1 protein-coding gene is annotated in these 414 nt (G+C 56.8%); it reads left to right on the top strand.

The features are described from left to right. A partial coding sequence (locus tag AACV02_RS30945) for a hypothetical protein (protein ID WP_218568296.1) occupies window positions 1-414 on the top strand: 414 nt, incomplete at both ends.

Raw genomic sequence — 414 nt, 5'->3', positions numbered from 1 at the left:
TTGCCTGCGATAGCGGTGGATCAGCCAACCTGTTTTTCACTGACAGACCGCCTTCGCGAGCAAGCCCGCTCCCACAGTTTTGAATGCATTTCAGCCCACGCCGATCAGCAGCTAACTAAACACTCTCCAAATGTGGGAGCTGGCTTGCCTGCGATAGCGGTGCATCAGTCAGCTCTTTTTTCACTGAAAGACCGCCTTCGCGAGCAAGCCCGCTCCCACAGTGTTGACTGCATTTCAGGCGACGCCGGTCAGCAGCTGGCTAAACATGCTGCAAATGTGGGAGCTGGCTTGCCTGCGATAGGGGTGGATCAGCCAACCTGTTTTTCACTGGCAGACCGCTTTCGCGGGCAAGCCCGCTCCCACAGTGTTGACTGCATTTCAGGCCACGCCGATCAGCAACTGGCTAAACACGGC

This window comes from Pseudomonas sp. Larv2_ips, from assembly GCF_963879675.1.
GTDB lineage: Bacteria > Pseudomonadota > Gammaproteobacteria > Pseudomonadales > Pseudomonadaceae > Aquipseudomonas.
The sequence above is the reverse complement of the archived record's forward strand: the minus strand, read 5'-3'. Positions and strand labels throughout refer to the sequence as shown.